A 26054-nucleotide genomic window follows, 5' to 3' on the forward strand; every position below is an offset into this window, starting at 1 on the left:
CTCTCATGGCCCCCAGGCTCGGCACGCGGTCTTGGGCGATCCTGAGGCGACCGTTAACGCGGGATGAGAAAAACAGGCCCGCCGCGGCCGGGCCGGGAAACGGCGGCCGCCCGGAACACGGGACGGCACGGGGCGACGCACACGAAGGGGGCGGGACCGCTGCGGCCGTCCCGCCCCCGCCCGGGGTTCACCCGCGGAGGCTCAGCCCGCGCCGCCCGCCACCGGGGAACCGGGAAGGCGCAGCCGGGCGACGGCCCCGCCGCCGTCGGCGTTCTCCAGGGCGACCTCGCCCCCGGCCTCCCGTACGGCCTGCGCCACGATCGCCAGTCCCAGGCCCGAGCCCGGCATGCTCCGGGCCGAGGGCGAGCGCCAGAACCGGTCGAAGACGTAGGGCAGTTCCTCCCGGCCGATGCCGGGACCGTGGTCGCGGACGGTCAGCTCGCCGTCGCGGAGCCGTACGACCACCGGCCCCCGCGCCTCGCCGCCGAAACCTCCGGGACCACCGGGACCATCAGGACCTCCGGGTCCACCGGGGCGGGCGTCTCCCGGGCCGTCGCCGGGGCCGGGGTCCGCGGAAAACTTCACCGCGTTGTCGAGCAGGTTCACCACCGCGCGCTCCAGCGCGGCCGGGTCCGCGTGGACGTACCAGGGCCCGAGGTCGGTCTCTATCGGCAGGTCGCGGGCGCGGAGCCGGGCCCGTCCCACGGCCGCCCCGACCACCTCGTGGAAGGCCACCTCGACACGCGGCGCGTGCTCGCTGTCGCCCCGGGAGAGCTGGAGCAGAGCTCCGACCAGGGTGGACATCTCCTCGAACTGGGCCTTGAGGCCGGTCAGCAGCCTGCGCTTGGGGGCGGGCTCCAGCGGGCGGCCGGAGTCCTCGCTGCGCAGCAGCAGGTCGATGTTGGTGCGCAGGCTGGTCAGCGGGGTGCGCAGCTCGTGCCCGGCGTCGGCGATCAGCCGCCTCTGGCGCTCCCGGGACCCGGCCAGCGCGGCGGTCATCGCGTTGAAGGAGGCGCCGAGCCGGGCGAGCTCGTCGGTGCCCTCGACCGGGATGCGGGTGCCGAGGTCCTCGGTCCTGGCGACGTGCTCCACGGCCCCGGTCAGCCGCTCCACCGGCCGCAGCGCCGTACGGGCGATGAGCCGGCCCGCGGTCGCCGCGCCCACCACGCCGAGCGCGGCGACGCCGGCCAGGATCCCGGCGAGCGCGGTGAGCGTGGACCGGAACTCCTCCAGCGGCCGGGACTCCATCATCACCAGGCCGCCTCCGACGCTCTGGGCCAGCACCCGGACCTCGTCCCCGTCCGCGGTCACCCCGTCCCGGAACACCCCCGTGCCCCTGGGCGCCCCCGCCAGTTCCCGGTCGCCCGGGACGACCTCGACCTCGGTGCCGACGGCGCACGTCCGGCCGGCCGCGTCGACCAGCTGGAGGAGGGCCAGCCGGGGCGGCGGCGGGCGGTCCGGCTCCGCGCCGGAGCAGTACCGCTCGATCCACTCGACGCCCTGCGGCCCCTTCGGGCTCCGCAGGGAGCGGTCCACCTGGTCCAGCAGCTCGGAGCGGACGAGGAACCAGCAGGCGCCCGCGCACACCGCGATCGCCACCGCGACGGCCGTCGCGACCAGTAGGGTGAGCCGCGAGCGCAGGGAGCGGGGACCCGCCCTCACGGCGTCCTCACGGCGAGGTCCGCAGCACGTAGCCGACACCGCGGACGGTGTGGATCAGCCGGGGCAGCCCACCCGTCTCGGTCTTGCGCCGCAGGTACATCACGTAGACGTCGAGGGAGTTGGACGACGGCTCGAAGTCGAAGCCCCACACCTCGCTGAGGATCTGCTCGCGGGTGAGGACCTGCCGGGGGTGCACCATGAACAGCTCCAGCAGCAGGTACTCGGTCCGGGTCAGCTCCAGCGGGACGCCCGCCCTGACGACCTCCCGGCCGGCGGTGTCCATCCGCAGGTCGCCGAAGACGAGCACGCCGGAGTCCTGCTCCGCCGCCGGGGCGGCCAGGGCGCCGCGCCGCAGCAGGGCCCGGACCCGGGCCAGCAGCTCGTCCAGCTCGAACGGCTTGGCCAGGTAGTCGTCGGCCCCGGCGTCCAGGCCGGACACGCGGTCGCCCACGGCGTCGCGCGCGGTCAGCATGAGCACCGGCACGTGGTTGCCGACCGCCCGGAGCCTGCGGCAGGCGGTCAGCCCGTCCAGGCGGGGCATCATCACGTCCAGCAGCACCACCTCGTACGGCTCCCGCTCCAGGACCTCCAGCGCGGCCTGCCCGTCGCAGGCCAGGCCCACCCGGTAGCCCTCGTACTCCAGGCTGCTCTGCAGCGCCTCCCTGAGCGCGGGCTCGTCGTCCACGACCAGCACCCGCGCCGCCTCACCGTCACCCATGCCTGCAACGCTAGAGACCCACCATGAGAGGCTCATGAAGGGCCCCTGAGGTTCCCGCGGGAAAGACCGGCGGCCGGCGGGGCGGCAGCGGATCCCCGCACGAGGGCCCACGACCGCAGTGTCCCCCGCGAAGGCCCGCGGCCGTCAGGACAGCAGCGCCATCGCGGCGTTGTGCCCGGGGATGCCGCTGACGCCGCCGCCGCGCCGGGCGCCCGCGCCGCAGAGCAGGATCCGCTCGAAACCGGTCTCCACGCCCCACCTACCCGGCTCGCCGAACGGCCACGACAGGTCGCGGTGGAAGATGTGCCCGCCGGGCAGGCCCGCCTCGGCCTCCAGGTCCACCGGGGTCTTCGCCTCCAGGCAGGGGCGGCCGTCCGGGTCGCGCAGCAGGCAGTCCTCGATCGGCTCGGCGAGGACCCGGTTCACCGAGGCGAGCGTCGCGCGCACCGCCTCCTCCCGCGCCCCGGCGGGGTCGGCGCGGAACAGCCGGGCGGGCATGTGCAGGCCGAACAGGGTCATCGTCTGGGTCCCGGCCGCGCGCAGCTCCGGGCCGAGGATGGAGGGATCGGTCAGCGAGTGGCAGTACACCTCGGCCGGGGGCAGGGACGGGATCGCCCCCCGCGCGGCCTCGGCGTGGGCGCGGGCGAGCTGCTCTCGGCCCTCGTTGATGTGGAACGTGCCGCTGAAGGCCGCCGCCGGGTCGACCTCCGGGTCCCTGAGCCGGGGCAGCCGGGACAGCACCATGTTGATCTTCAGCTGGGCGCCCTCCGGCGCGGGCCCGTCCCCGCCGCCGAGCAGCCGGGCCAGTACGGCGGGCGGCACGTTGGCCAGCACCCGCTCGCCGGTGACCGCGTGCTCCCCGGCGCCGTCGCGGAAGGTCACCTCCCCGCCGGGGTCGATCGCCACCACCTCGGCCCCGGTGCGGATCTCCGCCCCGGCCGCCCGCGCGGCCCCGGCCAGCGCCCCGGAGACGGCGCCCATCCCGCCGACCGGGACGTTCCACTCGCCGGTGCCGTCGCCGATCACGTGGTACAGGAAGCACCTGTTGGCCAGCAGGCCCTCGTCGCACGGGTCGGCGAACGTGCCGATCAGGGCGTCGGTGAGCACCACCCCGCGCACGGTGTCGTCGGCGAACCGCTCGTCCACGACCTCGCCGATCGGCCGCTCGAACAGCTCGCGCCAGGTCTCGCCGCCCACCAGATCGCGCATCGCCGTACGGCTCATGAGGGGTTCGAGCAGGGTCGGCGCGATCCGGGCGGCCGCCTGCGCGGTCATCGCGTAGAAGCGCCGCCAGGCCTCGAGGTCGGCGGTCCCGCCGGTGACCCGGGCGAACGACGCGGCGGTGCGGTGCTCGTCGCCGCCGTCCACCAGCAGGCCGGTCTCCCCCACCGGGGTGTAGGAGGCGTACCGGCGGCGGCGCAGCTCCACCGCGAGCCCCAGGTCCTTCACGATCTTGGCAGGGAGCAGGCTGACCAGGTAGGAGTAGCGCGACAGGCGGGCGTCGACCCCCGGGAACGCCCGGGCTGAGACGGCCAGGCCGCCCACGTGGCCGAGGCGTTCGAGGACGAGCACCCGGCGGCCGGCGCGGGCGAGGTAGGCCGCGGCGACCAGGCCGTTGTGCCCGCCTCCGGCGACGACGACGTCGTATCGGGAGGCACGGCGGGCGCGGACCGGGTGCGTCGGCTCGGCGGGTGCCATGCCGGGCACCATATATCGAAAAAGACAAACAGGTCTATAGCTCCCGCCCACCCGGAGCGGCCGTGGGTCCGCCGCCGGGCCGGAGCCGGATCCGCGGCCCTCTCATGCCCGGCACCCGCCCCCTCGGACCCCTCATGCCCGGCCCCGCCCCCTCGGCTCCCGCCCCCTCGGCTCCCGCCCCACCGGTCCCGCCGCACCCCCGGCCGACCGGCCCGCGCGGTCAGCCCCTGGCCGTGCCGAGGGCGATGGAGAGCAGGACCGCGGCGGGGCCGGTGGGCGGGCGCCCCCGGCGCCAGACCGCCCGCAGGCTGCGCTCCAGGTCGATGCCGGCGGTCGCCACCTCGGCCAGCCGCCCGGTGGCCAGCTCCCCCTCGACCGCGTAACCGCTCAGCACCGCCGGGGCCGAGCCCTCACGGGCGGCGCCCTTGACCGCGGTGTTCGAGCCGAGCTCCAGCCGGGGGGCCGCGACGGCGTGCCCGGCCAGCGCCCGGTCGAGGGTCTCCCGGGTGCCGGAGCCGCGCTCGCGGACCACCAGCGGGGTCGCGGCCAGTTCCGCGGCGAGCAGCGGCGTACGGCGGCGCGCCCACGGATGGCTCGCCGCGACCACGACCACCAGCCGGTCCGCGGCCACCACCCGGGAGGCCAGCCCCTGCGGCACCGAGGGACCCTCCACGAACCCGAGCTCGATCCCGCCCGCCTCCCCTCCGACGAGCCTGGCCACCTCCGCGGAGTTCTGCACCTCCAGCCCGACCTGGACCTGCGGCTCCCGGCCCTGCAGCTCCCCGAGCCAGCGCGGCAGGAGGTACTCGGCCACGGTCATGCTGGCCGCGATGTGCAGGTGCGCCGCCCGCGCGTGCCGTACGGCCTCCGCCCCGCGCATCAGCTCCTCGGCCGCGGCGAGCACCTGCGCCGCCCAGGCCGCGATCATCGTCCCCTGGGAGGTGAGGGTGGAGCCGCGGGGGGTGCGCTCCAGCAGGGTCAGGCCGAGGCGCCGCTCCAGGAGCGCGATCCGCTTGCTCGCCGAGGGCTGCGCGATGCCCGCCGTCCGGGCCGCCTGCCCCAGGCTCCCCAGTCTCTCGACGTCGACGAGCAACCGCAGGGACTCCAGGTCGGGCAGTGTGCTCATAGCCCCAGGCTATGGCGTGGCCTCGCGGCCGGGGTCCGCGGTCGTCGCCGGGATGTGCGACAGCCGCCGACCTTTACAATGTAGATTCTTTGTTGCCCCGCCCCGGCTTCCGTTCAGGCTCCGGGCGGAGGCCGCCTTGCCATGCCGTAACGTGCTTGTTTGAAGCAGAAACGACCGTTTGCGCCGTTCCAGCCGGGCGGCCGTCCGGCCCCGGATCCAGGAGACAGAACCCGCTCATGCATACCACCCAGCAGCCGCTCGACGACATGCTCCGCCCCTCCGAGGAGGTGGCCGAGGCGCTGGCGCAGGGTTCCCCCGTCGTGGCCCTCGAGTCCACGATCATCTCGCACGGCCTCCCCCAGCCCCGCAACCTGGAAGTCGCGGCCGAGCTGGAGGAGATCGTCCGCGAGGAGGGGGCCGTGCCCGCGACCATCGCGGTGCTGGACGGGGTCGCACGCATCGGCCTGGACTCCGCCGGGCTCGAGCGGATCGCCACCGGGTCCGGTCTGCGCAAGCTGGGCTTCCGCGATCTGCCCCTCGCCGCGGCGCTGGAGGCGAGCGGCGCGACCACGGTCTCGGCGACGTCGTTCCTGGCCGCCCGGGCCGGCATCCGCGTCTTCGCCACCGGCGGGCTCGGCGGCGTCCACCGCGAGTGGAACGCCACCCAGGACGAGTCGGCCGACCTCGACGCGCTCAGCCGTACCCGCATCACCGTCGTGTGCGCGGGGGTGAAGTCGATTCTGGACGTCCCGGCCACTCTGCAGCGGCTGGAGACCCGGGGCGTCACCGTCGCGGGGTTCCGCACCGACGAGTTCCCCGGTTTCTACCTGCACACCTCCGGCGAGCCGGTCGAGTGGCGGATCGAGACCCCGGACGAGGCCGCCGCCGCGATGCGGGCCCAGGACGCCCTCGGCGGCCCGGAGACCGCCCTGATCGTGGCCAACCCGGTCCCCCGCGATCAGCAGCTCGACCCGGAGCTGCACGACCGCGTGCTCGCCGAGGCCCTCGCCGCGGCGGAGCGGGAGAAGGTCACCGGCCAGGCGATCACCCCGTTCCTCCTCGGCTACCTGGTGCGCGGCACCGGCGGCGCCTCGCTGGAGGCGAACCTGGCCGCCGTGCGCGGGAACGTCCGCCTGGCCGCGAGGATCGCCCGGTCCTGGAGCGGGGAGGACTGACACCCCGTGAAGGACACCGAGGGGCCCGGGAGGACCGAGGGGCCCGGGAACGCCCGGGACGCTGCGGGCGCCGGGGACGCTGCGGGCGCCGCGGGCGGCAGGGGCCTGCTGGTGGTCGGCGACGTGGTCACCGACGTCGTCGCGCTGCACGGCCAGGCCGGGTTCGCCGGTCTGGCCGCCGGCACGGACACCGCCGCCGACATCGAGCTGCGCCCGGGCGGTTCGGGGGCCAACACCGCCGCCTGGGCCGCCCGCCTGGGCGCGGACGTGCGGTTCCTGGCCCGGGTCGGCGCCGACACCGGCGGCTGGCACGAGGCGGAGCTGCGGCGGGCCGGGGTCCGGCCGCACCTGCGCACGGACCCGGAACGGCCGACCGCCGTGGTGATCGCCGTGGTCGACGGGACCGGGGAGCGGTCCATGCTCACCAACCGGGGCGCGGGCGGGCGCCTGGGCGTGGCCGACTGGGACCCGGTCCTGCTCGACGGGGTGGCCCACCTGCACCTGTCCGGCTATCTCCTCTTCGCCGAGCCCGGCCTGCTGCTGGCCCGCCTGGTCCTGGCCGAGGCCGGCCGGCGCGGCCTGTCCAGCAGCGTGGACCCCGCCTCGACGGGTTTCCTGCGGGCCTTCGGGACCGAGCGGTTCGTCCGCGAGACCGCACCGGCCGGGCTGGTGATCCCCAACCGGGACGAGGCGCTGCTGCTGACCGGCGAGACCTCCGCCGAGCGGGCGGCCGAGCGGCTCAGCCTCCGGTACGGCGCGGCGGCGGTGAAACTCGGCTCACAGGGGGCCGTGCTGGCCCGGCGGGGACGTCTCGTCGCCCGGGTCCCGGGTGTCGCCGCCCAGGCCGTGGACTCCACCGGGGCGGGGGACGCGTTCGCCGCCGGGCTGCTGACGGCCCTGCTGACGGGGGCCGATGACGAGGCCGCGTTGGAAGCCGGGAGCCGGGCCGGCGCCGAAGCTGTTACGGTCATCGGTGGTCGTCCGCGTATCCTACGGTCTGATCTGGGTTCCAACCAGCTTTACCCTCTTAAGACCAATTGATAGCTTGCGGCGTAGGCTGCACCATTAGCCACATGCGTCACTTTGGGGAGGTTGCGGTCAACCGATGGATGCCGAGTCATCGATCTGCCTGAGTGATCTGGTCCCGGCCCTGCGCTGGAGCCGTCAGCAGCAGGTCGCCGAAGCCCTGGCCGACCCCCGCCTGCCGGCGGGCTGGTGGTCCTCCGTCACCCTCCCCAAGGCCCTCGGCACCGCCGGGCTCGACTGGGTCTGCGACCGGCTGGCCCGGCTCTCGGTCGCCCGGTGGGAGCACCTGCCGCTGAGCGACGTGCTGCCCGCCCTGCACGTGCACACCGTCGACCCCACCCTCCCCGGCTGGCCGGAGCCCGCGCGCTCGGCCATCGCCGGTCTGGGCGGCTGGTCCCGGCTGCGCCGCCTGACCGCCGGCGACCTCACCGGATCCGCCGTGCCCGCCTCCCCCGAGGTGGTGGTCACCGCGATGTTCCGCGAGGTGCTCGGCCGGATCCCGGGTCTCACCGAGCAGGCCGCACCGGCCGCGTCCGCCGCCGCACAGGCCGCCCCGGCCGTCGCACAGGCCGCTCCCGCCTCGCCCGCCGTCTCCTCTCCGCCGACCGTCCCGGTGCCGGCCCAGGCCCCGCCGACCGTCCCGGTGCCCGCGCAGGCCACGTCCCCCGCGCAGACCGCCCCGGCCCCGCTGCCCCAGCGGCCCGTCCCGGCGGCCCCGCCCCGGGTCGACATCAGCGACTACCCGCTGGTGCGCCTGGTGGACAACATGTTCCGCGACTGGAGCCCGCTGGAGCGGGCCGTCGCCGTGGACCGCCTGTTCGCCGTCGACCCGATCAGCCTGCGCGCGCTGGCGCACAAGCTCAACGCCGACCTGGGCGCCCTCTCGGCGGCCCAGCGCGCCGCCGAGGAGCGCATCCTGCTCTGGCTGCGCTCCTCCGAGTCGGCCCCGCTGACCGGCCACATGTTCGGCCTCACCGAGTGGCTGGGCGCCGCCGCCACCGAGGACCAGCTCATCGGCGCCGACCCCGCGCACCCCGTCGAGGTCCCCGCGCTCGGCACCCCGCTCTGGCGGGTCCTGGTCACCCTCATGCCCGACCGGCGGCTCCAGGACGGCTGGCTCGTCGTCGGCGACCTGGGCGGCCTGCGGGAGCGGACCACCCAGCTGCTCGCGAGCAAACCGGACGACGCCGACGTCTTCGCGCTCATGGAGCACCAGCTCGGCATCCGCACCCACTCCGCGCAGGCGTGGCTGGACGCGCTCGCCGCGTCCGCGGCGCCCGGGGAGTCCTCCGCCGCGTCCGACGGCACGGGCACCAAGCAGCTGCCCCGCCGTACGCCGGGGGCCAACGGCCACCACCGCGGCGGCCAGCCGATCCCCCAGGTCGACGCCGGCTCGATCGACCCCCGCGCCGCCCTGGCGGCGCTCTCGGCGCTGTCCGGCAACAGCCGGCCGCACCTGATCACCAGCCAGCGGGAGCGCGCCCCGATGCCCCCGCCGCCCAACCCGGCCACCGATCCCAGCCGCTGGCAGCGGATCGAGGTCACCAGCGAGCACCTGCGCGGGGCGCCGGTGGCCGTGCCCGAGGGGTATGCCACCCGGCTCGGGATGCGCCCCGGCACGCTGCTGTCGGTGACCGGCCCCGGCGACAACGCGGTGGTCCTCGTCTGGCGGGACCACCCGGTCTTCGACTCGCTGCAGCCCGTGCTGATGCGCCTGAACGCCCGGCCGGGCGACCAGGTCTACGTAACCGTGGACGGCTACCGCCTGGAGGCCCAGCTGCCCAGCTGACCACCGCGCCCGCTCGACCCGGGGCGGGGACCGGGAATCCGGCCGAGGCGCCGGTACGGCAGGCGGGCGGGCCCACTCGCACGTCCCGCCATGGCCGGGGCTGAACGCTCCGCCGAGATCCCCCGTGTCCCGAGGTCCCGTTGCGTCCCGGCTCTGTCACCCGCGCCGCCACCGTCACCGACGGTGTCTTCGCCCCCGGCCACCTGGGCGAACCCACCCAGCGCCCGCCGTTCGAGCTGATCGACGCGGTGCCGGCCGACACCGGGCGGCATTCTCACGGCGATGCCGGTCGCAGGGCTCTTGGCGGGGCCGCGTGAGGCCGGGGACTCAGGGTTCGTCGGCAGGGAAGGCGAACATCCGGATGTACAGGGGCCGCGCATCCGGCGGCGCGTCCTGCACCCGGGGGCTGTACTTGAGCAGCAGCGCGATGTAGGCGTCGAAGAACTCGGCGAACTCTTCCTTGGTCATCCGGCCGAGACCGCGCGAGCCCTTGGCCCAGTCGGGATCGCGCCGGTACGCCTCGGGGAAGCGCTCCAGCAGCGCCCGGTCCTCCTCGAAGCCGACGCGGTGGAACTCCTCCAGCACCGGGCGGTCCTCGGGCGCGAGCTGCCCGGGGGTCGGTGCGCGCATGTCGCGTGGGCTCTCGGTCCTGCGCCACCAGCGCTCCCGGCCGGCCGAGCGTTCCGGGATCTCCTCGATGAAGCCGCACTTCTCCAGCTGCCGCAGGTGGTAGCTGGTCGTGCCGGTCTTCGCGCCGAGCCGCTCGCCGATCGTCGTGGAGGTCGCGGGCCCGTGGATGTTGAGGTGGCGCAGGATGAGGCGCCGCATGGGGTGGGCCAGCGCCTTGAGGCGGGCCGGGTCGTCGAGCAGGAACGGCTCCTCGTCCTTCATGAGGATCACCCTAGTCCTTCAGAACGATATCTGCAGAGAAGTCTTTGCCGAGAGTTATCTGCAGATTAATCTCGGCGATATGCGTCGAATCGCCCTGGCCACCGGCCTCGCCCTCACCCTGACGACCACCCCTGCAGTGCCTCTCGCAGTGCCCCCCGCAGCCGCCGTCGCCGCCCGGCCGCCCTCCGCCGTCGTGCCCGCGCCCGTCCCCGGGGAGGCGACGGTCGCCGTTCCCGCCGACCTGACCGGAAGGGAGGTGAGTTTCCCGGGCGGCGGCGGCCTCACCCTGCACGGCACCGTGCTGTCGCCGGTGAAGGCGTCGCCGGGGCGGCCCGGCGTGGTGCTCGTCCACGGGGCCGGCACCGGCACACCGCGCGCCAAGCTCCTGGGCGAGGCCGTGGGGTTCGCCCGCAGAGGCATGTCCGTGCTGGTCTACGACAAGAGGTCGGAGGGCTACTCGCTCTTCCAGCGGTCCTACTCGACGCTCGCGGACGACGCGCTGGGCGCGGTGGCCGCGTTGCGGGCGCAGCCGGGTGTGGACCCGGCGAAGGTGGGCGTCTGGGGGCTCAGTGAGGGCGGTTGGGTCGTGCCCCTCGCGGCCTCCCGCTCGCAGGACGTCGCCTTCGTCGTGGTCGTCGGCGCCAACGCGCTCGCGCCGCTGCGGCAGCAGACCTGGGCCGTCGCCGCGGGCCTGCGCAAGGCGGGGGTGGCGGGGTCGCTGGTGGACCGGGCCGAGCCGAATCTGTACCGGACGATCGCCGACGGCGGCATGTTCCCCGAGCCCTGGTACGATCCCGAGCCGGTCCTCGCCGCGGTGCGGCAGCCGGTGCTCGCCATCTGGGGGGTCCACGACCTGCTGACGCCGCCCAAGGAGACTCCGCCGATCTTCGCCCGGGCGCTGGAGAAGGGCGGCAACCGGCACTACACGATCCGGTTCTTCCCCGGGGCGGACCACGCCGCCCATCTCACCCCCGACGGCGGTGTCACCCGGTTGCCCGCCCTCGCTCCCGGCTACGCCGACCTGGTCGGCTCCTGGGTCCAGGAGGTCGTCTCGGGACGGCCGCCGCTGGCGAGCACGTCGGGTCCCGCACCCGAGCAGGCGACGCCGACCGTGCCGGTGGACCGTCCGGCGCCGTGGGAGTCGGCGCCGGTGCAGCTGGCCGTGATGCTGCTGCTGGTCGTCGCGTTCGCCGCCTACCCGTTGACCGCCCTCGTCCGCCGGCTGCGCGGGCGGCCCCGTACGGCCAGGCCGGCCGCGCCGCGCGTGCTGAGCGCCGCCGGGCTGGTCGCGGTGCTCGGGTCCTTCGCCTTCCTGGCCTACCTGATCATGACCGGAGGCAAGCTGGCCGCGCCGGGGCCGGTGCTGCTCGGCCGCCCGGTCGTCTGGCTCGCCTTGCAGGCCTCGGCGCTGACCACGGTGGCCACCTCCGTATGGACGGTCCGGGCGTGGCGGAAGGCGGAGACGAGGAGCGAGCGGGTCCGCCTCGGCCTCCTGATCACCGGAGGCGCCGCCTTCCTCCCGTGGGCGCTCTACTGGGGCCTGCTGCTCCCCTGAGCGGGGACCCCCCGATCCTCATTCGGCGGACCGGCTCACGCGTACGCGGGACCGGTCCGAGACGCGGCCCCGTACCGGTGCCGCACCCCGCGGACGGGGTCCGGTACGGCCCGCGGGGATGCGCGTCGGACGCGGGCCGTACCGGGGTCCCGGGCTCCGCCCGTCAGGCGGCGGAGCAGCTCACGGAGGACGGCGCGCCGCCGCTCCCGGTCCCGGTGAATCCGAAGGACGCCGAGGATCCTGCGGCGAGGTTCCCGTTGTGGTCGGCGTTCCGCACCGAGACGTTCGCGCCGCTCTGGGTGTGCCGGCCGTTCCAGAGCTGGCTGACGGTCTGGCCGCTGGGGAAGGACCAGGTCACGGTCCAGCCGGAGAGCGCCGCGCTACCGGTGCTGTTGACGGTCACCTCGGCCTGGAAGCCGCCCTGCCAGGAGTTGACCAGTTTGTAGGCCGCGGTGCAGGCCCGGCCGGCGATGGGGGTGGAGCTGGGGGTCACCGTGGGCGTGACCGTGGGGGTCACGGTCGGCGTCGCCGTGGGCGTGTTCGGAGCCGCCATCGCCATGTCGTAGGCCCGCTGCGGGACGAACTGCCCGGCTCCGGCGATGCAGCCGTCCGCCTCCCCCGGAAGCTTGATCCAGAGGAACGCGTCGATCATCGAGTCGCCGGTGTCCGTCGTGCTCGGCGTGCCGATCGCCCGGCCGGCCGGGTCGCACCACTCGCTGCCCAGCGGGCCGTTGCCGTTGCGGCTGGTGTCGATGACCGCGCGGAGCCGGGAGATCCCCGTGGCGGAGATGATGTTCTTGGCGTACGCCGTCTCGGTGGAGGTCCACCGGTAGTTGGAGACGTTGAGCGCGATGCCGTCGGCGCTGCTCTCGACGCCCGCGGCCCGCAGCCGGGCCGCGGCCTCGCCCGCGCCCAGCCAGCCCGAGTGGCCGATGTCGAAGTAGACCTTCGCCTGGCTCGAGGCCGCCTTCAGCTTCTTGCCCGCGTACGCCATGGAGGCGTTGACCTCCTGCTGCTGGGAGGAGCTCATGCAGTTGGTCATGATCGGGAGCACGTCGGGTTCGAGGATGATCGAGGCCGGGCGTCCCTGCAGGCCGGCGGCCAGCTCGTCGATCCACTGCCGGTAGGCCGTGTGGTTGGGCGCCCCGCCGGTGCTGGCGCCGCTGCAGTCGCGGTTGGGGATGTTGTAGACGACCATGATGGGCGTCTTGCCCGCGGCCGCGGCCGCGCCGACGAACGACGACACCTGCGAGCGGACCGTCGAGGTGTTGGTCGTGGTGAACCAGCGCGCCTGCGGCACGGAGGCGATCCGGTCGCGGATGACGGCCGCCCTGGAGTCACCGGGGTTGGCCGCGACCCACCTGGCCGCACTGGTCTCCGGGTCGACGTAGAAGGAGGAATCGGCCGCGGACGCTCCGGCGGCCAGTGAGACCGCGGCACCGGTGGCCACGACCAGCGCCGCGCACACCGTGGCCAGAATGGACTTTCTTGACATCGAACGGCTCCTTAGGGGGTTGGTGGGAGCGCTCCCAAAGTAGCCGCACACCCCTCCCCCACCTAGTCACGCGCGGTTTCCCGCTCACCTCGCGACCCTCTGAGCTGTGCGAACGGCTTTCATGAGGGATGAAAATTTCACCGCGGACGACGGCACGCGGACTCCGGCCCGTTCGGCGGCGGCCGCGTCGCGGCCGGAAGGATCGGGTCACGGGTTCCGCAGCCGTGACCCGATCCTCCCGGTCTCCCGGCGAGCACGGACCGCGCGAGGATCAGCCCCGGCGGGAGCGCATGGCTCTGCGGACCGTGACGTCCGGGACCGAGCCTCCGGCGATCCGCCGGTAGTCCTCCGACTCCATCGGGCACAGCGTGATGCGGCCCCGTGCGTCGAACAGCAGGCCCCAGCCGTACTTCTTCGGCAGGGGCGAGGCCCGCAGGCACGCCTGGGGCTTCGCGAAGAAACGTGCCCGCAGCTCCGCGCGCTCGGCCTCCGGCACCGCGCCGAGGCCCTCCTGCCGCCTCAGCCAGGTCTCGAACAGCACGTCCTCCTGGGTCAGCTCGCCCGGACCGTCCGAGAGCATCTCGAACTGCACGACGGCGATCGTCCTCTTCCCGTCCCGGCCCGGGGGCGGCACCGTGCTCTCGTCGACCGGGCAGTCCTCGGCGACCGCGATGAGCGTGTCGTAGTAGTTGAGATCCACACCCCCATGATGCCGGAGCGGCCGCCGGGCGGGCCAGCCCCGGACCTCGCCGCTCCGGGGCGGGACAGCCGCGAAATCGTCAACCCCGGGTTGACGCTACAGCATCGTCAACCTATGGTTGACGCATGACGAAACCCGTCCGGCTCACCAGCCCAGTCCGGCTCGACGACCTCATCGAGGCCATCAAGAAGGCCCACTCCGACGCCCTCGACCAGCTCTCCGACGCGGTCATCGCCGCCGATGCCCTCGGAGAGGTGGCCGACCACCTGATCGGCCACTTCGTGGACCAGGCGCGGCGCTCGGGCGCGTCCTGGACGGACATCGGCAGGAGCATGGGCGTCAGCAAGCAGGCGGCCCAGAAGCGCTTCGTCCCGAAGACCCCCGGCGACCCCTCGGACCTCGACCCCGACCAGGGGTTCCAGCGCTTCACCCCCCGGGCGAGGAACGTCGTGATGGCGGCGACGAACGAGGCCAAAGCGGCGGGCAACCCCGAGATCGGCCCCGCGCACCTGGTGCTGGGGCTGCTGAGCGAGCCGGAGGCGATCGCCGCCGGGCTGTTCGTCGCGCGGGGCGTGCCCCTGGAGACCGTACGGCAGGCCGCCGTCGCGGCGCTGCCTCCTGCGGCCGAGCAGGTGCCCGACCTCGTCCCGTACGGCCCCCAGGCCCGCAAGGCCCTGGAGCTCACGTTCCGGGAGGCCCTGCGGCTGGGCCACAACTACATCGGGACCGAGCACATCCTGCTCGCGCTGCTGGAGCTCGAGGACGGCACGGGCGTGCTCTCCGGCCTCGGCGTCACCAAGGCCGCCGCGGAGGCCCACATCAGCGAGGCCCTCGCCGCCGCGGTCGCGGCCCGCGCGCAGGAGTGACCCCGGCGGGGACCGGCGGCAGCCGCTGAACGGCCTGCGGGCGCCGCCGCGTCCCTGCGCACCGGAAGCACCTATGATCACGGGGATGCGGATCGACCTGGTCACGATCGTCGTGGACGACTACGACCGAGCCCTCGAGTTCTTCACCGGCGCCCTGAGGTTCGAGCCGGCCGAGGACTCGCCGTCCCTGACGAACGACGGCCGGCCGAAGCGGTGGGTCGTCGTCCGGCCGCCCGGCGGAGGGACCGGCCTCCTGCTCGCCCGGGCGGACGGCGAACGCCAGCGCGCCGCCGTCGGCGACCAGGTCGCCGGCAGAGTGGGGTTCTTCCTGCGGGTGGACGACTTCGACGCGGCCCACCGGCGGATGACGGCGGCCGGGGTTGAGTTCGTGACCGCGCCGCGCACGGAGCCCTACGGCCGGATCGCCGTGTTCCTGGACGTCGCCGGCAACCGGTGGGACCTGCTCGGCCCGGCCTGACGGCACATCGGAGTCCGCCGGGCCCCGGCGGGCGGGGAGCCCCTGCTGCGAGGCGATTGCCATCGCCTCCCTTCCCGCTGGGCGGGACACCGGTGCCGCCGCCGTCCTCCACGGGTCTTGACCGGCTCTGGAAACCGCCCGCGACCGGCCGCCCGGGTCGACCTGACCGTGGACGGCGGCTGGCGCGCCTGAACCGCCCATCCCCTTCCGGTGCATGGGAGACGGAGCGGCGGCCCGGGACGCGTGCCGTCCACCGCCCTCACCGCGGCCCCGGGGACCGCACCCGGCGAACGGCGGCGGCGGTCCGCCACCGTGCGGAAGGGGCTCATCGGCCTCCGCCCCTTCCGCGCGTGCCTCCGGGTCAGAGGCCGGACAGGCCCAGCTCGCGGGCGATCAGCATGCGCTGGACCTCGCTGGTGCCCTCGCCGATCTCGAGGATCTTCGCGTCCCGGTAGAAGCGCCCGACGGGGTACTCGTTCATGAACCCGTAGCCGCCGAAGATCTGGGTGGCGTCGCGGGCGTTGTCCATCGCGGCGTTGGAGGCGACCAGCTTGGCGATGGCGGCCTCCTTCTTGAACGGCTCGCCCGCCAGCATCTTCTCCGCCGCGTGGTAGTAGGCCAGGCGGGCGGTGTGCGCGCGGACCTCCATGTCGGCGATCTTGAACTGGATGGCCTGGTAGTGGCCGATCGGGTGGCCGAAAGCCTGGCGTTCGCGGACGTAGCCCAGGCACTCGTCCACGCAGCCCTGGGCCAGGCCCACCGAGAGGGCGGCGATCGCGATGCGGCCCTCGTCGAGGGTCTGCAGGAACTGCGCGTAGCCGCGGCCGCGCTCGCCGAGGAGGTTCTCCGCCGGGACCCGGCAGTCGGTGAAGGACAGCTCGCGGGTGTCGGAGCAGTTCCAGCCGACCTTGGAGTACTTCTTGGCGACCGTGAAGCCGGGGGTGCCGGCCGGGACCAGGATGGTGGAGATCTCGGGACGGCCGTCCTCCCGGCGTCCGGTGATCGCGGCCACGCCGACCACTCCGGTGATGTCGGTGCCGGAGTTGGTGATGAAGGCCTTGGAACCGTTGATCACCCACTCGCCGCCGTCCAGCACGGCCGTGGTCCGCATGCCGCCCGGCACGTCGGAGCCGCCGCCCGGCTCGGTCAGGCCGAACGCGCCCAGCATCTCGCCGCTCGCCAGCTTCGGCAGCCACCGCTCGCGCTGCTCGGCCGTACCGAAGCGGTAGATCGGCATGGCGCCCAGCGAGACGGCCGCCTCGACGGTGATCGCCACGCTGGAGTCGACCCGGGCCAGCTCCTCCAGGGTGAGGCAGAGCGCGAAGTAGTCGCCGCCCATGCCGCCGTACTCCTCGGGGATGGGCAGGCCGAACAGGCCCATCCGGCCCATCTGGCGGACGATGTCGTAGGGGAACTCCTCGCGTTCGTACAGCTCCCCGATCACCGGGGCGACCGCGTCGCGGGCGAACGCCTCGACGGTCTTGCGCAGGTCCTCGTACTCTTCGGTCAGCTTCATCGCTGCTGTCACTCCTTGGGCGGGGCCTCGGACGGGGCCTCGGACGGGGCCTCGGACGGGGCCTCGGACGGGGCCTTGGACAGGGCCTTGGACAGGGCCTGGACGACCCGGGACGGGCTGGGACGGCCGAGCCTTCCGGCCAGCCAGGTGCTGGTCTCCACCAGGGCGCCGAGGTCGAGGCCGGTCTCCACGCCGAGGCCGTGCAGCATCCAGACCAGGTCCTCGGTGGCGAGGTTGCCGGTGGCGGACTCGGCGTACGGGCAGCCGCCGATGCCGCCGGTCGAGGCGTCGACCACGGTCACCCCGGCGCGCAGCGCGGCCAGCGTGTTGGCGAGGGCCTGGCCGTAGGTGTCGTGGAAGTGCACCGCCAGCCGCTCGGGACCGCCGAACGCCCCGATGAGCGCGGCCACGTGGCCGGGAGTGCCGACGCCGACGGTGTCGCCGAGGGAGAGCTCGAAGCAGCCGAGGTCGAGCAGCCTGCGGCCGACCTCGACGACCTGGTCGATCGGGGTGGGACCCTCCCACGGGTCGCCGAAGCACATCGACACGTACGCCCGCACCTTCAGGCCGTGCTCCAGCGCCCGCGCGACGACCGGCTCGAACATCTCGAACTGGGAGTCCAGCGTCCGGTTGAGGTTCTTGGCGGCGAACGTCTCGGTGGCGCTGGCGAAGACCGCGATCTCGGTGACGCCCAGCTCCAGCGCCCGCTCCAGGCCGCGCGCGTTGGGCACCAGCACCGGGTAGCGCACCCCGGGCACCCGCTCGACGGCGGCCAGCAGCTCGGCGGCGTCGGCGAGCTGCGGCACCCACCTGGGGTGCACGAAGCTGGTCGTCTCGATCACCGTGTGGCCGGCGGCGGCGAGCCGGGCCACGAACTCGGCCTTGACCTCCACGGGGACGACCACCGGCTCGTTCTGCAGCCCGTCGCGCGGCCCCACCTCGTAGACCGTGACCCGCTCCGGCAGGCCCTCCGCCGGGTACGGCGCGGGCCGCGCTCCCCCGGTCGCTCCCCTGGTCGTCACGGCTCCTCCTCCCGCCGGACGACGGCGAGCACGGCGTCCATGTCGACCGCCTGCCCGGCGCGCACCGGCAGCTCGGCGACCGTCCCGCCGACGGGGGCGGTCACGGTGTGCTCCATCTTCATCGCCTCGACGATCACCAGCGGCTGCCCCTCGGCGACCCGCTCCCCCACCGCCGTCTTCACCACGAGCACGGTGCCGGGCATCGGACTGCGGACCACGCCGTCACCGGCCGCCCCGGCGCCCGCCCGGTCTCCGGGGTCGCCCAGGCGGTGGCGGGTCAGGGCCCAGGTGCTCCCCTCGCGGCCGAGCCAGACGGTGTCGCCGTCGCGGGCGGCGGCGTAGCGCCGCCGGACGCCGTCCAGGGTGACGAGCACGTCGGAGCCGTCCACGGTCAGGTCCGCCCGGAGGACCCGGTCCGCGCCGGTCGCGCCGGCTGCGTCGCCGCCGCCGGACGGCAGGCGGACCTCGGCGGCCCCGCTCCCCGCGGCGGGCAGCCCGCGCACCCCGACCGCGGTCACGCCGCCGGGACCCTCCAGCCGCCAGACGGTCCACGCGGCCCCGGCGCCGGGCCGCCAGCCGTCCGGCACTTCCCACGGGTCGGCCGGGGCGGCGGGCACGAGCTCGTGCTGCAGCAGCAGGGCGGCGGCGGCCAGGACGTCGTCCGGGGTGCCCGCGGGCGGGACCAGCTCGCCGAGCCGGCGCTCGACCAGACCGGTGTCGAGGTCCCCGGCCGCCACCTCGGGGTGGGCGAGCAGGGCCCGCAGGAAGGCGATGTTCGTCGTCACGCCCAGCACGGTCGTGCCGGCGAGCGCCCGGTCAAGGGTCCGCAGCGCACTCGGCCGGTCGTGCCCCCAGGCGATGACCTTCGACAGCATCGGGTCGTAGTCGCTGCCGACCACCGCGCCGGCAGCGAGGCCGGAGTCGACCCGGACGGTCCCGTCGGCGGCGGGCCGGCCGGGGCCGGGCACGCCGGGCTCGTGCAGGGCGAGGATCCGGCCGCCGGTCGGCAGGAACCCGCGGGCGGGGTCCTCGGCGTAGACGCGGGCCTCGACGGCGTGGCCGTGCAGCCGCACGTCGTCCTGGGTGAGCGGGAGCGGCTCCCCGGCCGCCACCCGGAGCTGGAGCTCGACCAGATCCAGGCCGGTGACCAGCTCGGTGACGGGGTGCTCGACCTGCAGGCGGGTGTTCATCTCCATGAAGTAGTAGTCGGCCGTGGAGCCCTGGACGATGAACTCCACCGTCCCGGCCCCGACGTAGCCGACGGACCGGGCGGCCTCGACCGCCGCCGCGCCCATCCTGGCCCGCGTCTCCTCGTCCAGCAGCGGGGACGGCGCCTCCTCGACGATCTTCTGGTGGCGGCGCTGCAGGCTGCACTCGCGCTCGCCGAGGTGGATCACGTTGCCGTGGGCGTCGGCCAGCACCTGGATCTCGATGTGCCGGGGGTCCTCCACGAACCGCTCGACCAGCAGGGTCGCGTCGCCGAACGCGGCGGCGGCCGTACGGCGGGCGGACTCCAGCGCGTCCGGCAGCTCGGCGGCCGAGCGGACCAGCACCATGCCCTTGCCGCCGCCGCCCGCCGACGGCTTGATCAGTGCGGGGAAGCCGATGTCCGCGGTGAGCAGGTCGTCGTCCGGCTCGGCGGCGCCGGGCACGACCGGCACCCCGGCCGCCGAGACGGTCGCCTTGGCGCGGATCTTGTCGCCCATGGCCTCGACGGCCTCGGCGGGCGGTCCGACGAAGACCAGGCCGGCCTCGGCGCAGCGCCGGGCGAAGGCGGTGTTCTCCGCCAGGAAGCCGTAGCCGGGGTGGACGGCCTGGGCCCCGGTGGCCGCGGCGGCCGCGACGACCGCCTCGATGTCGAGGTAGCCGCCGGGCAGCCGGACCGCGGTGTCGGCCTCGCGGGCGTGCGGCGCGCCGGCGTCGGCGTCGCTGTGCACGGCGACGGAGCGGATGCCGAGCCGCCGGAGCGTGCGGATGATCCGCAGGGCGATCTCGCCCCGGTTGGCGATGAGGACGGTGTGGAAGAGCATCAGGGGTGCCCCCGGCGGAGCGGGCGGGTCGTGACCGGGGTCACGCCCGCGGTGGAGGTCGCGGTGGAGGTCGCGGTCAGGATCATCGTCGTGGTCGTGGTCGTGGTCGGGGTCATGGTCTCGGTCACATCCGGAAGACGCCGTAGCCGACGGGGTCGAGGGGGGCGCCCGCGGCGGCGGACAGGGCCAGGCCGAGGACGGTGCGGGTGTCGAGCGGGTCGATGACGCCGTCGTCCCAGAGGCGGGCGGTGGAGTAGTAGGGGTTGCCCTGCTCCTCGTACTGCCGCCGGATCGCGTCGGGGTCGGCGTCGCCGACGGTGGACAGCACGTTGGCGGCCTGCTCGCCGCCCATCACCGAGATGCGGGCGTTGGGCCACATCCACAGGAACCGGGGCGAGTAGGCCCGGCCGGCCATGGCGTAGTTGCCTGCGCCGAACGAGCCGCCGACGACGACGGTGAACTTCGGCACCCGGGCGCAGGCGACGGCGGTGACCATCTTGGCGCCGTGCTTGGCGATGCCGCCGGCCTCGTAGGCCCTGCCGACCATGAACCCGCTGATGTTCTGCAGGAAGACCAGCGGGGTGTTGCGGCGGTCGCACAGCTCGATGAAGTGCGCGCCCTTGAGCGCGGACTCGGCGAACAGGATGCCGTTGTTGGCGATGATCCCGACGGGGTGGCCGTGGATGCGGGCGAAGCCGGTCACCAGCGTCGTGCCGTACTCGGCCTTGAACTCCAGGAAACGGGAGCCGTCGACGAGGCGGGCGACGACCTCCCGGACGTCGTACGGCGTGCGGGTGTCGGCGGGCACGATGCCGTACAGGTCGCGGGGGTCGTGCGCGGGCTCCTCGGCCGGCGCGCGCTCCCAGGGGGCCTCCGGCCGGGGGGCGAGGGTGGCCACGATGTCGCGGACGATCCGCAGGGCGTGCGCGTCGTCCTCGGCGAGGTGGTCGGTGACCCCGCTGGTCCGGGAGTGCAGGTCGCCGCCGCCGAGCTCCTCGGCGGTGACCTCCTCGCCGGTGGCGGCCTTCACCAGCGGCGGCCCGCCCAGGAAGATCGTGCCCTGGTTGCGGACGATCACGGCCTCGTCGCTCATCGCCGGGACGTAGGCGCCGCCGGCCGTGCAGGAGCCCAGGACTGCGGCGATCTGCGGGATGCCCCGCGCCGACATGGTGGCCTGGTTGTAGAAGATCCGGCCGAAGTGCTCGCGGTCGGGGAAGACCTCGTCCTGCCTCGGCAGGAACGCGCCGCCGGAGTCGACGAGGTAGACGCACGGCAGCCGGTTGTCGAGGGCGACCTCCTGGGCCCGCAGGTGCTTCTTGACCGTCATCGGGTAGTAGGTGCCGCCCTTGACCGTCGCGTCGTTGGCGACCACCACGCACTCGCGGCCGGAGATCCGGCCGACGCCGGTGATGATCCCGGCCGCGGGGGCGTCGCCGCCGTACAGGCCGGTGGCGGCCAGCTGGGAGAGCTCCAGGAAGCGGGAGCCGGGGTCGAGCAGGGTGTCCACGCGCTCGCGGGGCAGGAGCTTGCCGCGGGCGACGTGCCGGGCCCGCGACCTCTCCGGGCCGCCCAGCGCGGCGGCGGCGACCCGCTCCCGCAGCTCGGCGGCGAGCCGCTCGTTGACCTCGGTGTTCGCCTTGAAGGCGACACCGCCCGGGTCGCAGGTGCTGCGCAGCACCGGCCAGCTGCTCAATGCGGGCCTCCTTCGCAGATCACCGCCCGGCGCCGTTGCCGGGGGTTAACGGCCGCTAACTCCACCGGTGATGTTAGTCATCGTTAACGCCACCGTCTACCATGCGAGTCGTGACGACCGCCCGTACCCCTACCCGCGAACGCCGCTCCCGGCGCGCGGAGATCCTGGACGCCGCCGCGGAGCTGTTCGCGGCGCGCGGCTTCCACGGCGTCTCCATCGAGGACATCGGCGGGGCGGTCGGCACCTCGGGGCCGGCGCTCTACCGGCACTTCAGCGGCAAGGAGGCGCTGCTGGCGGAGATGCTGCTGGACATCAGCGAGCGCCTGCACGCCTCGGCGGCCGAGCGCGTCACCGCGGCACCCGACGCGGAGAGCGCACTGGACGCCCTGCTGGCCGGGCAGATCGAGTTCGCGCTCAGCCATCCGGCGCTGATCACCGTGCACGACCGCGAGCTGGGCAACGTCCCCGAGCCGGCCCGCCGCCGGATCCGCCGGCTGCAGCGGCTGTACGTGGAGGAGTGGGTGACCGTGCTGAGCGAACTGCACCCGGGCTGCCCGCCGCCCCGGCTGCGCGCGGCCACCCACGCGGTCTTCGGCCTGCTCAACTCGACTCCGCACAGCGCGGGCGAGCTGCCGCCGGAGGCGATGACCCCGCTGCTGCACGCCATGGCCCGCGCGGCGCTCGCCGAGGCGCGACGTTAGGGTTCGTTAACTTCGGCGGCGAGCCTCCAGCGGCTCGGTCGGCAGGCCTCGGTCCCGGTGCGGATCCCGCCGCCCCCGGCGGACCGGGCGGACCCGCCAGCGGACCGGACGGAAGATCCGGTGGACGAAAGAGGCCAAGGACGGCGACGGGGACGGCTCGCCGGGACATAATCAGGCTTGTGGCGCGCGACTCTGTTGAGACTCATTTCGCCGAAGCGGTGGCGGGCCTGACCGCCGGGACCCGACGCGACCCGGCCCTGCCGGTGCGCGAGGGCACGAGTCTGACGGGGGTCCGCTGCCGGGAGCTGTTCGAGTTCCAGCTCGGCAGCCGGCTCCTGGACGTCACCGCCCGCCTCCTGCGCGAACGCGGCGAGGGCTTCTACACCATCGGCTCCGCCGGTCACGAGGGCAACGCCGCGGTCGCCGCGGCCCTGCGCACGACCGACCCGGCGCTGCTCCACTACCGCTCCGGCGCCTTCTACCTGGTGCGCTCGGCGATGGCCGGGCGGCTGCCCGAGCAGGGCCTGCGGGACGTGCTGCTCGGCCTGGTCGCCTCGGCGGAGGAGCCGATCGCGGGCGGCCGGCACAAGGTCTTCGGCCACCCCGACCTCGCGGTGATCCCGCAGACCTCGACGATCGCCAGCCACCTGCCGCGCGCGGTGGGCGTCGCCTTCGCGATCGAGCGCGCGCGTCAGCTCGGCGTGCGGGGGGCCTGGCCGGACGACGCGATCGCGGTGTGCAGCTTCGGCGACGCCTCGGTCAACCACGCCAGCGCCCTGTCGGGCCTCAACACCGCCGCCTACGGCTCCTACCAGGGCCTGGGGATGCCGGTCCTGTTCGTCTGCGAGGACAACGGCCTGGGCATCAGCGTGCGCACCCCGGGCGGCTGGGTGGAGGCGTCCCGCCACCCCCTGCTGGAGTACTTCGAGGCCGACGGCTGCGATCTGGCCGACGCCCACGACGCGGCCAGGGCCGCCGCCGACCACGTGCGCACCAGCCGCTCCCCCGCCCTGTTGCACCTGGGCACCGTCCGGCTGATGGGCCACGCGGGCTCCGACGTGGAACTGTCCTACCGGACCAAGCGGGAGATCAACGCCGACCTCGCCCGCGACCCGCTGGTGGCCACCGCCCGCCTGCTCGTCGAGGCCGGGCTGGCCACCCCCGACGAGCTGATCACCCGCTACGAGACGATGCGCGAGCACCTGCTCCGGATGGCCATGGAGAGCTCCAGGCGGCCGAAGCTGACCTCCGCCGTCGACATCGTGGAGCCGCTGGCCCCCCGCACCCCCGGCGCCGTGGCCGAGGCGGTCGCGGCCGCCGCCCCCGCCGCGGCCCGTGAGCGGGCCTTCGGCGGGCGGCTGCCCGAGAACGAAGGGCCGCTGACCCTCTCCCAGGCGATCAACAGGACCCTGGCCGACGAGCTGGCCGCCCGTCCCGACGTCCTGGTCTTCGGTGAGGACGTGGCCCGCAAGGGCGGCGTCTACGGCGTCACCCGCGGCCTGCAGAAGCGCTTCGGCCCGAACCGGGTGTTCGACACGCTCCTGGACGAGCAGACGGTGCTGGGCCTGGCGCTGGGCTCGGGCGTGTCCGGCCTGCTCCCGGTCCCCGAGGTCCAGTATCTCGCCTACCTGCACAACGCCCTGGACCAGATCCGCGGCGAGGCCGCCACCCTGCGGTTCTTCTCCCGCGGCGCCTTCCGCAACCCGATGGTGCTGCGCCTGCCCTCCTACGCCTACCAGAAGGGCTTCGGGGGCCACTTCCACAACGACAACTCCGTCGCCGCGCTGCGCGACATCCCCGGCCTGGTCGTCGCCTCCCCGGCCCGGCCCGACGACGCCGCCGCGATGCTGCGCACCTGCCTGGCCGCCGCGCGCACCGACGGCAGCGTCTGCGTCTTCCTCGAGCCGATCGCCCTCTACACCGCGCGCGACATGTTCGAGGAAGGCGACAACGGCTGGCTCGCGCCGTACGCCCCGCCGTCCCGCTGGGCGGAGACGCACGTCCCGATCGGCCGTGCCCGCAGCTACGGCGACGGCCGCGACCTGACCATCGTGACCTTCGGCAACGGCCTGCGGATGAGCCTGCGCGCCGCGGTCAGGCTCACCGCGGAGGGATACGGCTGCCGGGTGCTCGACCTGCGCTGGCTGGCCCCGCTGCCGGTCGAGGACCTGCTGCGCGCGGCCGAGCTGACCGGCAGCGTGCTGATCGCCGACGAGACCCGCCGCGGCGGCGGCGTCTCGGAGGGGATCGTCGCGGAGCTGCTGGACGCGGGGTTCGGCGGCAGGATCGCCCGGGTGACCTCCTCCGACAGCTTCGTCCCGCTGGGCGACGCGGCCAAGCACGTGCTGCTCTCGGAGGGCGAGATCGAGGAGGCGGCCCGCAAGCTCCTCGGCTGACGGGCCGCGGCGGGCCCCGCGCCCCTGGGCGGGGACGGCGCGCGCCGGGGCCGGGCGGGGAGCTCCGGCGCAGGCGCGGGACCGGCCTCAGGCGGGGGTCATCGACTCCCTGAGGCCCTCCATCGCCTGGCTCCGGATCCGCGCCCGGAGCGCCGGAGTCCAGCCGACGACGAGCCCCACCGGCCTGCCGAGGGCCATCTTCGACCAGTGCCTGAAGTCGAAGTCGTCGTGCTGCCGGACGATCAGCCCGCCCTCGAACCGGAACAGCGAGTCGATCTGGTTGACGACCTTCCTCCCGGTCGCGGTGAAGGTGTATCCGGCGATCCAGCCGGCGGTGACCTCGTGGGGGCCGGCGGTCACCCGTCTGAGCGAGACGTCCAGGCCGGCGCCCCGTTCCATCAGCAGGCGCCACATGCCCATGATCCGGGGCCGGCCCTCCAGCTCCTGGAAGATCGGGTCGCCGAAGGTGACGTCGGGGTGGTAGCAGCGTTCCATGGCGTCGAGGTCGCGGCGCGCGAGCGCGCCGTAGAAGGTCCTGACGAGGGTGGCGTCGGTCTCGCTCACGGGCATCTCCCGATCATTGCCATTCTGCACTTCGAGCTTAATAACGGCAGATACTTCACAGGTATACAGCACCCTGGACCTGTCTCCGCCAGACTTGTTCCCGTGGGACGCTTTGCTCTGGCGTTCCGGGGCATCCGCGAGGGGAAGTGAACGTTGACCGAAGTGTGGGTGACTCTCACCACGGCCCGGCCGGGACCGCCCGCATGGGTCGTGCTGCTGTCCGCACTGGCCGCCCTGGCCGTGGTGACGTGGTCGGCCTCGTGGCAACTCTCCCGGGGCCTGGTCACCATCGCCCACGAGGGCGGGCACGCGCTGATGGCGCTGCTCACCCGGCGCAAGCTGCAGGGCATCCGGCTGCACTCCGACACCTCGGGCGTGACGCTCACCCGCGGCAGGCCCACCGGCCCGGGCATGATCCTGACGGCCGCCGCGGGCTACGTCGCCCCCTCCCTGCTGGGGCTGGGCGGCGCCTGGCTGACCTCCTCCGGCTACGTCGCCGTGCTCATCACCGTCGTGGTCGCACTGCTCGTCTGCATGCTGGTGGTGATCCGCAACCTGTTCGGGGCGGTGAGCCTGCTGGCCGTCGGCGGGGCGATCGCCGCGCTCACCTGGTACGCCCCGCCGGACGTCGACGCGGTCATCGCCTACCTGGCCGTCTGGTTCCTGCTGTTCGGCGGGATCCGGCCGATCCTCGAGCTGGGCCGCAAGCGCCGCCACGGCCGCGCCCCCGACTCCGACGCCGACCAGCTCGCCCGGCTGACCTTCCTGCCCGGCGGGTTCTGGGTGCTGCTCTTCCTGCTGGTCTCGGGCGCGGCCCTGCTGGCCGGCGTCTACCTGCTGGTCCCGCTCCCGCTCGTCCTGCCGTAGCGGCTCCGGTCGGCGTCTTGTGCGGCTCCGGTCCGCGCCCGGCGCGGAAGCGCCGTCCGGTGAAAATAACATAGAGGGTTGACCAT

At 74.4% G+C, this 26054-nt stretch carries 23 protein-coding genes; 10 read left to right on the plus strand and 13 right to left on the minus strand.

Annotated features, from left to right (window positions below):
• Positions 1–201 precede the first annotated feature (201 nt).
• From IEZ07_RS20890 to IEZ07_RS20905, 4 genes are all read right to left on the minus strand, one after another.
• Complete coding sequence (locus IEZ07_RS20890) at positions 202–1662, minus strand: HAMP domain-containing sensor histidine kinase (protein WP_191896286.1); 1461 nt, start codon at positions 1660–1662, stop codon at positions 202–204.
• A gap of 7 nt (positions 1663–1669) precedes the next feature.
• The gene (locus tag IEZ07_RS20895) at positions 1670–2380 is read right to left on the minus strand and encodes a response regulator transcription factor (RefSeq protein WP_191896287.1); all 711 of its coding nucleotides are present in this window, start codon (positions 2378–2380) and stop codon (positions 1670–1672) included.
• Between the two features lie 144 nt (positions 2381–2524).
• Positions 2525–4078, minus strand: coding sequence for a phytoene desaturase family protein (locus IEZ07_RS20900; protein WP_191896288.1), 1554 nt, complete (start codon positions 4076–4078; stop codon positions 2525–2527).
• A gap of 220 nt (positions 4079–4298) precedes the next feature.
• The gene (locus tag IEZ07_RS20905) at positions 4299–5204 is read right to left on the minus strand and encodes a LysR family transcriptional regulator (protein ID WP_191896289.1); all 906 of its coding nucleotides are present in this window, start codon (positions 5202–5204) and stop codon (positions 4299–4301) included.
• Positions 5205–5440: 236 nt separating this feature from the next.
• Between IEZ07_RS20905 and IEZ07_RS20910 the strand changes: the two genes are divergently transcribed.
• From IEZ07_RS20910 to IEZ07_RS20925, 4 genes are all read left to right on the plus strand, one after another.
• Positions 5441–6379 carry a pseudouridine-5'-phosphate glycosidase gene (locus IEZ07_RS20910; RefSeq protein WP_204054495.1) on the plus strand — a complete coding sequence of 313 codons (939 nt, stop codon included), beginning with the start codon at positions 5441–5443 and terminating at the stop codon, positions 6377–6379.
• Between the two features lie 6 nt (positions 6380–6385).
• On the plus strand, positions 6386–7420 hold the full coding sequence (locus IEZ07_RS20915; protein ID WP_191896290.1) for a carbohydrate kinase family protein: 1035 nt from the start codon (positions 6386–6388) through the stop codon (positions 7418–7420).
• A 64-nt stretch (positions 7421–7484) separates the two neighbouring features.
• Positions 7485–9194, plus strand: a complete 1710-nt coding sequence (locus IEZ07_RS20920; RefSeq protein ID WP_191896291.1) for a hypothetical protein — start codon at positions 7485–7487, stop codon at positions 9192–9194.
• Between the two features lie 140 nt (positions 9195–9334).
• Entirely contained in the window at positions 9335–9511 is a 177-nt protein-coding gene (locus tag IEZ07_RS20925; protein WP_191896292.1) for a hypothetical protein, read from the plus strand.
• A 10-nt stretch (positions 9512–9521) separates the two neighbouring features.
• On the opposite strand, the gene IEZ07_RS20930 is transcribed toward IEZ07_RS20925, so the two are convergent.
• Positions 9522–10085 (minus strand): ArsR/SmtB family transcription factor, encoded by a 564-nt coding sequence (locus IEZ07_RS20930; protein ID WP_191896379.1) that lies wholly within the window; start codon positions 10083–10085, stop codon positions 9522–9524.
• 79 nt (positions 10086–10164) lie between these two features.
• On the opposite strand from IEZ07_RS20930, the gene IEZ07_RS20935 reads away from it, so the two are divergent.
• Complete coding sequence (locus IEZ07_RS20935) at positions 10165–11640, plus strand: alpha/beta hydrolase family protein (RefSeq protein WP_191896293.1); 1476 nt, start codon at positions 10165–10167, stop codon at positions 11638–11640.
• A 163-nt stretch (positions 11641–11803) separates the two neighbouring features.
• Here the strand turns inward: IEZ07_RS20935 and IEZ07_RS20940 are convergent, their stop codons facing one another.
• Positions 11804–13135, minus strand: coding sequence for a glycoside hydrolase family 6 protein (locus IEZ07_RS20940; protein ID WP_191896294.1), 1332 nt, complete (start codon positions 13133–13135; stop codon positions 11804–11806).
• A gap of 271 nt (positions 13136–13406) precedes the next feature.
• Positions 13407–13835, minus strand: coding sequence for a DUF6157 family protein (locus IEZ07_RS20945; RefSeq protein WP_191896295.1), 429 nt, complete (start codon positions 13833–13835; stop codon positions 13407–13409).
• 125 nt (positions 13836–13960) lie between these two features.
• On the opposite strand from IEZ07_RS20945, the gene IEZ07_RS20950 reads away from it, so the two are divergent.
• Positions 13961–14701, plus strand: coding sequence for a Clp protease N-terminal domain-containing protein (locus IEZ07_RS20950; protein WP_191896296.1), 741 nt, complete (start codon positions 13961–13963; stop codon positions 14699–14701).
• Positions 14702–14786: 85 nt separating this feature from the next.
• Positions 14787–15179, plus strand: a complete 393-nt coding sequence (locus IEZ07_RS20955) for a VOC family protein (protein ID WP_191896297.1) — start codon at positions 14787–14789, stop codon at positions 15177–15179.
• A gap of 361 nt (positions 15180–15540) precedes the next feature.
• Here IEZ07_RS20955 and IEZ07_RS20960 read toward each other — a convergent pair whose 3' ends face one another.
• Genes IEZ07_RS20960 through IEZ07_RS20975 form a run of 5 tightly spaced genes read right to left on the minus strand, consistent with a single transcriptional unit; the run spans position 15541 to position 21440 of the window.
• Positions 15541–16695: an acyl-CoA dehydrogenase family protein gene (locus IEZ07_RS20960; RefSeq protein WP_191896298.1), complete on the minus strand. Its 1155-nt coding sequence runs from the start codon at positions 16693–16695 to the stop codon at positions 15541–15543.
• Positions 16696–16703: 8 nt separating this feature from the next.
• A complete protein-coding gene (locus tag IEZ07_RS20965; RefSeq protein ID WP_239320318.1) occupies positions 16704–17717 on the minus strand; it encodes a hydroxymethylglutaryl-CoA lyase in 1014 nt (337 codons plus the stop codon).
• Positions 17714–19747, minus strand: a complete 2034-nt coding sequence (locus IEZ07_RS20970; RefSeq protein WP_191896299.1) for an acetyl/propionyl/methylcrotonyl-CoA carboxylase subunit alpha — start codon at positions 19745–19747, stop codon at positions 17714–17716. The genes IEZ07_RS20965 and IEZ07_RS20970 overlap by 4 nt, the downstream gene beginning before the upstream one ends.
• The gene (locus IEZ07_RS35825) at positions 19747–19875 is read right to left on the minus strand and encodes a hypothetical protein (RefSeq protein ID WP_275413851.1); all 129 of its coding nucleotides are present in this window, start codon (positions 19873–19875) and stop codon (positions 19747–19749) included. Before IEZ07_RS35825 ends, IEZ07_RS20970 begins: the two co-directional genes overlap by 1 nt.
• Positions 19872–21440, minus strand: a complete 1569-nt coding sequence (locus tag IEZ07_RS20975) for a carboxyl transferase domain-containing protein (protein ID WP_191896300.1) — start codon at positions 21438–21440, stop codon at positions 19872–19874. The genes IEZ07_RS35825 and IEZ07_RS20975 overlap by 4 nt, the downstream gene beginning before the upstream one ends.
• A 101-nt stretch (positions 21441–21541) precedes the next feature.
• Between IEZ07_RS20975 and IEZ07_RS20980 the strand changes: the two genes are divergently transcribed.
• Together IEZ07_RS20980 and IEZ07_RS20985 are read left to right on the plus strand one after the other, a co-directional pair.
• Positions 21542–22141 carry an SACE_7040 family transcriptional regulator gene (locus IEZ07_RS20980; protein WP_191896301.1) on the plus strand — a complete coding sequence of 200 codons (600 nt, stop codon included), beginning with the start codon at positions 21542–21544 and terminating at the stop codon, positions 22139–22141.
• Between the two features lie 179 nt (positions 22142–22320).
• Positions 22321–24537 carry a thiamine pyrophosphate-dependent enzyme gene (locus tag IEZ07_RS20985; RefSeq protein ID WP_191896302.1) on the plus strand — a complete coding sequence of 739 codons (2217 nt, stop codon included), beginning with the start codon at positions 22321–22323 and terminating at the stop codon, positions 24535–24537.
• Positions 24538–24624: 87 nt separating this feature from the next.
• Here the strand turns inward: IEZ07_RS20985 and IEZ07_RS20990 are convergent, their stop codons facing one another.
• A complete protein-coding gene (locus tag IEZ07_RS20990) occupies positions 24625–25107 on the minus strand; it encodes a nuclear transport factor 2 family protein (RefSeq protein WP_191896303.1) in 483 nt (160 codons plus the stop codon).
• A 162-nt stretch (positions 25108–25269) separates the two neighbouring features.
• On the opposite strand from IEZ07_RS20990, the gene IEZ07_RS20995 reads away from it, so the two are divergent.
• Positions 25270–25968 carry a M50 family metallopeptidase gene (locus tag IEZ07_RS20995; protein WP_373868868.1) on the plus strand — a complete coding sequence of 233 codons (699 nt, stop codon included), beginning with the start codon at positions 25270–25272 and terminating at the stop codon, positions 25966–25968.
• The last annotated feature ends 86 nt before the right edge of the window (positions 25969–26054 follow it).

The organism is Planomonospora parontospora (assembly GCA_014647935.1).
GTDB classification, from domain to species: domain Bacteria; phylum Actinomycetota; class Actinomycetes; order Streptosporangiales; family Streptosporangiaceae; genus Planomonospora; species Planomonospora parontospora.

Coding starts and splice junctions, on each gene's coding strand:
- IEZ07_RS20895 (WP_191896287.1), bottom strand. CDS start 2,380: ATGGGTGACGGTGAGGCGGCGCGGGTGCTGGTCGTGGACGACGAGCCC.
- IEZ07_RS20960 (WP_191896298.1), bottom strand. CDS start 16,695: ATGAAGCTGACCGAAGAGTACGAGGACCTGCGCAAGACCGTCGAGGCG.
- IEZ07_RS20910 (WP_204054495.1), top strand. CDS start 5,441: ATGCATACCACCCAGCAGCCGCTCGACGACATGCTCCGCCCCTCCGAG.
- IEZ07_RS20935 (WP_191896293.1), top strand. CDS start 10,165: ATGCGTCGAATCGCCCTGGCCACCGGCCTCGCCCTCACCCTGACGACC.
- IEZ07_RS20905 (WP_191896289.1), bottom strand. CDS start 5,204: ATGAGCACACTGCCCGACCTGGAGTCCCTGCGGTTGCTCGTCGACGTC.
- IEZ07_RS20920 (WP_191896291.1), top strand. CDS start 7,485: ATGGATGCCGAGTCATCGATCTGCCTGAGTGATCTGGTCCCGGCCCTG.
- IEZ07_RS20950 (WP_191896296.1), top strand. CDS start 13,961: ATGACGAAACCCGTCCGGCTCACCAGCCCAGTCCGGCTCGACGACCTC.
- IEZ07_RS20900 (WP_191896288.1), bottom strand. CDS start 4,078: ATGGCACCCGCCGAGCCGACGCACCCGGTCCGCGCCCGCCGTGCCTCC.
- IEZ07_RS20940 (WP_191896294.1), bottom strand. CDS start 13,135: ATGTCAAGAAAGTCCATTCTGGCCACGGTGTGCGCGGCGCTGGTCGTG.
- IEZ07_RS20980 (WP_191896301.1), top strand. CDS start 21,542: ATGCGAGTCGTGACGACCGCCCGTACCCCTACCCGCGAACGCCGCTCC.
- IEZ07_RS20955 (WP_191896297.1), top strand. CDS start 14,787: ATGCGGATCGACCTGGTCACGATCGTCGTGGACGACTACGACCGAGCC.
- IEZ07_RS20970 (WP_191896299.1), bottom strand. CDS start 19,747: ATGCTCTTCCACACCGTCCTCATCGCCAACCGGGGCGAGATCGCCCTG.
- IEZ07_RS20990 (WP_191896303.1), bottom strand. CDS start 25,107: ATGCCCGTGAGCGAGACCGACGCCACCCTCGTCAGGACCTTCTACGGC.
- IEZ07_RS20930 (WP_191896379.1), bottom strand. CDS start 10,085: ATGAAGGACGAGGAGCCGTTCCTGCTCGACGACCCGGCCCGCCTCAAG.